Annotated in this window: 6 protein-coding genes; 3 read left to right on the top strand and 3 right to left on the bottom strand. The window is 31.5% G+C overall.

Annotated features, from left to right (window positions below; all coding sequences use genetic code 11):
- A partial coding sequence (locus ACI3VO_RS08330) for a [Fe-Fe] hydrogenase large subunit C-terminal domain-containing protein (RefSeq protein ID WP_439757470.1) occupies positions 1 to 930 on the bottom strand: 930 nt, incomplete at its 3' end.
- Between the two features lie 315 nt (positions 931 to 1,245).
- On the opposite strand from ACI3VO_RS08330, the gene ACI3VO_RS08325 reads away from it, so the two are divergent.
- The 3 genes from ACI3VO_RS08325 to ACI3VO_RS08315 all read left to right on the top strand — a co-directional run bounded on the left by ACI3VO_RS08325 (position 1,246) and on the right by ACI3VO_RS08315 (position 2,827).
- On the top strand, positions 1,246 to 2,241 hold the full coding sequence (locus ACI3VO_RS08325) for an SPFH domain-containing protein (protein WP_439757469.1): 996 nt from the start codon (positions 1,246 to 1,248) through the stop codon (positions 2,239 to 2,241).
- Between the two features lie 5 nt (positions 2,242 to 2,246).
- Positions 2,247 to 2,438: an Arc family DNA-binding protein gene (locus ACI3VO_RS08320; protein WP_439757468.1), complete on the top strand. Its 192-nt coding sequence runs from the start codon at positions 2,247 to 2,249 to the stop codon at positions 2,436 to 2,438.
- Positions 2,439 to 2,512: 74 nt separating this feature from the next.
- Entirely contained in the window at positions 2,513 to 2,827 is a 315-nt protein-coding gene (locus ACI3VO_RS08315) for a YbjQ family protein (protein WP_439757467.1), read from the top strand.
- A 533-nt stretch (positions 2,828 to 3,360) separates the two neighbouring features.
- On the opposite strand, the gene ACI3VO_RS08310 is transcribed toward ACI3VO_RS08315, so the two are convergent.
- Both ACI3VO_RS08310 and ACI3VO_RS08305 read right to left on the bottom strand, forming a co-directional pair.
- Positions 3,361 to 3,702, bottom strand: a complete 342-nt coding sequence (locus ACI3VO_RS08310) for a zinc ribbon domain-containing protein YjdM (RefSeq protein WP_439757466.1) — start codon at positions 3,700 to 3,702, stop codon at positions 3,361 to 3,363.
- A 53-nt stretch (positions 3,703 to 3,755) separates the two neighbouring features.
- Positions 3,756 to 4,049 (bottom strand): DNA-deoxyinosine glycosylase (locus ACI3VO_RS08305; protein ID WP_439757465.1); only part of this gene is annotated, 294 nt, incomplete at its 5' end.

The raw sequence follows: 4,049 nt of genomic DNA, 5'->3' as shown, positions 1-4,049 counted from the left end.
TAATAGATCTCGTTTTACTTCTATGAAGCATCTGTCGTCTGTATTTAAATCTGAGCCGTATAAGCATCCGTGGTCACAGGCGTTCATTTCAAAGAAGGTATTTTCAAATTTACCGTCCTTTATAGCGTTTAGGACACTTTTACAATCGTCAATACCGTTTACGCATAAAACTGTTTTATGAGGATTTTTGCTTTCCATAAGCTTGGCAGTTTCTCCTGGCATCGGGAATAGTACCTTATCATTACATACAAGGTCGAAAGGTTCGATTTCAAGCTCGTCAAAGTTTATATTTTCTATAGTTAGCCATTTTTGTAATTCGTAAAATGTTATAACCTCGTCTGCACAAATTTCATTATTTGCGTCGGTTTTTTTAGCTATACAAGGCTCTATAAATACGATTTTGTTGTCGCTTCCATATTTACGCTTTAAAAAACGTCCATGGCTTATATATGGTGAAACTACAGGAATTAGACAGCCTGCTAATTCTGGATAGTGCTTTTGAATAAGGTGGTTGATTGAAGGGCACATAGATGTAATGTAGTTTTGATTGTCCTTTTCATTTGCATAGGCATTGTATATGTCAAAAATTGGTTTTGTAGTTATACTAGAATCCTCTACATGAGAAAAGCCTAGTTTTCTAAGTGCAGCTGGTATTTTAAGGCTTTTATCACCAAATGCAGCCGCAAAGCTAGGGTCGATTGATGCGATTACCTTTTCCCCTCTTTTAATTAAGCTCTTGACAGCACTAAAGCTCGTTTTTTCAAGTCTATAATGTTGTGGACATGCTTTAGAGCATTTACCACAAAGAATACATCTATCTTTAAGGATGTCGGCTTGACCATCTTTGATTACTATAGCGTCTACAGCACAATGTCTGATACAAGCATAACATCCACGACATCCATTTTTAGCAAAATTAGAATTTGACATAAGATTTTCCTCCTCATAATAAATATTAAAATATTCCTCGATTAATAAGGAAATTATTTGAAATTTAATAAAATTATACTATATTTTAAAAATATTTACTATTATTTGACATTAAGTCTTATATTGTAGAGAATATTTACTTTGAAATATTACAAAAGTGTAACTAGAAAAATATGGAAAAATGAATTATTATATAAATATAAAAATGATATCAAAATAATATCATTTTTATACAAGGAAGACGAAGTCAGGTAAATTTTATAAAAACAAGTTCTTCACAAATAGTTATCGAAAATTACGAGGAGGTGTGTATCTATGAGTGAAGTAAATCTAGCTAAACAGGACAAATCCATTGAAGAAAAAGAAATAAACGCCATGAGTGGTTGGTTAGGTCTTTTTCTAGGAATATTATGTATCTTAGCTTTTCCAGCAGGGATAGTTTTATCAGTTGTATTTGAAGTGATATGGCTTATTCCAGTTGTGATAGTTTTATTAATAGTAGGAATACTTCTACTATGTGGTTTAAAAATAGTAAATCCAAATGAATCTATAGTATTCGTTTTATTTGGTAATTACTACGGAACACTTAAAAAACCAGGATTTTACTTTGTAAATCCGTTTGTAACAGCGATTAATCCTACTTATGAACCACAACTAACTAAGCTCGGCAAGCTAGGAGAAAAAGATTCAGACGAAGAGAGTACAACTTCAAAAAATAAAAAAATATCTTTAAAGGCTATGACACTTAACAACCAAAAACAAAAGGTAAATGACGAGCTAGGAAATCCTATAATAATAGGAACTATAGTTATTTGGAAGGTAGTAAATCCTACAAAGGCTGTATTCAATGTAGAAAACTACAAGACATTTTTATCAATACAATGTGACTCAACTATAAGAAATGTTGCGAGACTTTATCCATATGATTCAGAGGATTCAGAGGATCACAAAGAAAAATCGCTTCGTGGAAGTAGTCAAGAGGTAGCAGATAAATTAAAAGAAGAGCTTCAAAAACGTGTTGAAATAGCAGGTATAGAAGTAGAAGAAGTACGTATAACTCACTTATCTTATGCACCAGAGATTGCAGCGGCGATGCTACAACGTCAACAAGCAGAGGCTATAATAGCAGCTCGTAAGAAAATAGTAGAAGGAGCTGTGGGTATGGTTGAAATGGCGCTTAATTCTCTTAGCGAAAAGGAAGTTGTCGATCTAGACGACGAGAGAAAGGCCGCTATGGTAAGCAACTTACTTGTAGTCTTATGTGGAAGTAAGGACGCTCAACCTATAGTAAATAGCGGTTCTATTTATTAATAATTATGGCTGAGAAAAAAGACAAAAGTAAAAAACAAATTTTGCTTAGAATTTCGCCAACTCTGTGGAATGAATTAGCTCAGTGGTCAGAGGATGAGTTTAGATCTATAAATGGTCAGATAGAGTACTTGCTCACAGAATGCGTCAAGGCGCGCAAAAAGAGCAAGAAAAAATCGACTTTAAATGAAGATGAGTAATATGGAAAAATATATTTTCCGTATTTATTTATAAAAGTGTAAAATTTTAATAATATTTTTAGGGGGAAGAGAAAATGATTATAGTTACAACAGATCAAATACCAGGAAAAGAAATTAAAGAGGTTGTAGGAGTTATTTCAGGAGGAACAGTTCAATCAAAGAACATAGGTAAAGATATTGGAGCTGGACTAAAGGGTTTAGTAGGTGGAGAAATGAAATCTTATACTGCTATGATGGAAGAAGCTAGAGATATAGCTATGAAGAGATTAATAGAAAAAGCTAGCAGTGCAGGAGCAAATGCTATAGTTGGAATGAGATTTATGACTTCTTCTATAGTACAAGGTGCTAGTGAAGTTATAGCTTATGGAACAGCAGTAGTAGTTGAATAATTAATACTTGAATATAATTTAATTTGCTTGTAATAGTGAAGGCTATCAATCTTTAAATAGGTTGATAGCCTTTTTAAGTATTTCAAAAAACTAAAAAAGCCAGCTATGCCGGGCTGACTTTTAAATTCTAACTTTGGGGAAAGTAGAATATGTATTAATTCATATACTCTAAATATATGCCAAACTTAGTGTATATGTTTTTTACGTTATTTAAAATAGTTTGTGTTCTCAATTTCTTGAGTATTATTATATTAAAGGAATTTATTAGTGTCAATCGGTTATTTTTGTCGGAATTTGTGATAAAAATGATAAGTATTTTGGGAAAACGTATGATTATTTCGTATTATATATAAATAGAAGAAATTATAAATTTATTTGTATACAGAATTCAATAAAAAACTTACAAAAGAATTATAAAAAAATTACTAAAAAATAAAAGTAAATCAAATAAAAAAAATTTTATATAATTGTAAAATATTAACATATAAAAAGATTAGGTTTGACCTAGTCTTTTTATAGTTAAATATCATTTATTATGATTTCTTCACTACTGAAGATTTTAATTTCATAGCACCAAAACCATCGATTTTGCATTCTATATCGTGGCCATCAGATGGATCGTGTACTAGTCTTATGTTTTTTACCTTAGTTCCTATTTTTATAGAAGATGAGCTTCCTTTTACCTTAAGATCTTTTATTACAATTACAGAATCTCCGTCGCTTAAAACATTTCCATTTGCGTCTTTTATAACATTTTCGTCCTCAGATGCCATGCTTGCATTCCATTCATAGCCACATTCAGGACAGACTAAAAGGGAACCGTCTTCATAAGTGTATTCTGAACTGCATTTTGGACAATTTGGTAAATTTTCCATTAAGTTTCCTCCTAAAATTTGTGATAGGTCTATATAATATCATATATTTGATGTTACTTCAAATAGTCGTCGATAATTTTCCACTCTGATATCAGCTTATCTAGTGAAAATCTAGCATTTGCAGGACTTGTAGATGGTAGCTTTATCGCCTTCATGTTTGTAGATTTTTCACAGTATTTTCTATATAAATCGTAGGATTTTCCTCCATTGCAAAATATTTGCTTTATATTAGATTTATCTATTATTGAATTAAAGTCGTTTACGACTACATTTTTTATACTGCTGTCACTAGAGCCCTCTATTTCGCAGCTGGCGATTACATCCCATACAGCTATGTTGTTGTCTAG

It is taken from the genome of Intestinibacter sp. (assembly GCF_051866655.1).
GTDB lineage: Bacteria > Bacillota > Clostridia > Peptostreptococcales > Peptostreptococcaceae > Intestinibacter.
The sequence above is the reverse complement of the archived record's forward strand: the minus strand, read 5'-3'. Positions and strand labels throughout refer to the sequence as shown.

What these genes read in the sequence shown, in the direction of transcription:
- ACI3VO_RS08310 (WP_439757466.1), bottom strand. Translation starts at nt 3,702, where the DNA reads ATGGAAAATTTACCAAATTGTCCAAAATGCAGTTCAGAATACACTTAT.
- ACI3VO_RS08320 (WP_439757468.1), top strand. Translation starts at nt 2,247, where the DNA reads ATGGCTGAGAAAAAAGACAAAAGTAAAAAACAAATTTTGCTTAGAATT.
- ACI3VO_RS08325 (WP_439757469.1), top strand. Translation starts at nt 1,246, where the DNA reads ATGAGTGAAGTAAATCTAGCTAAACAGGACAAATCCATTGAAGAAAAA.
- ACI3VO_RS08315 (WP_439757467.1), top strand. Translation starts at nt 2,513, where the DNA reads ATGATTATAGTTACAACAGATCAAATACCAGGAAAAGAAATTAAAGAG.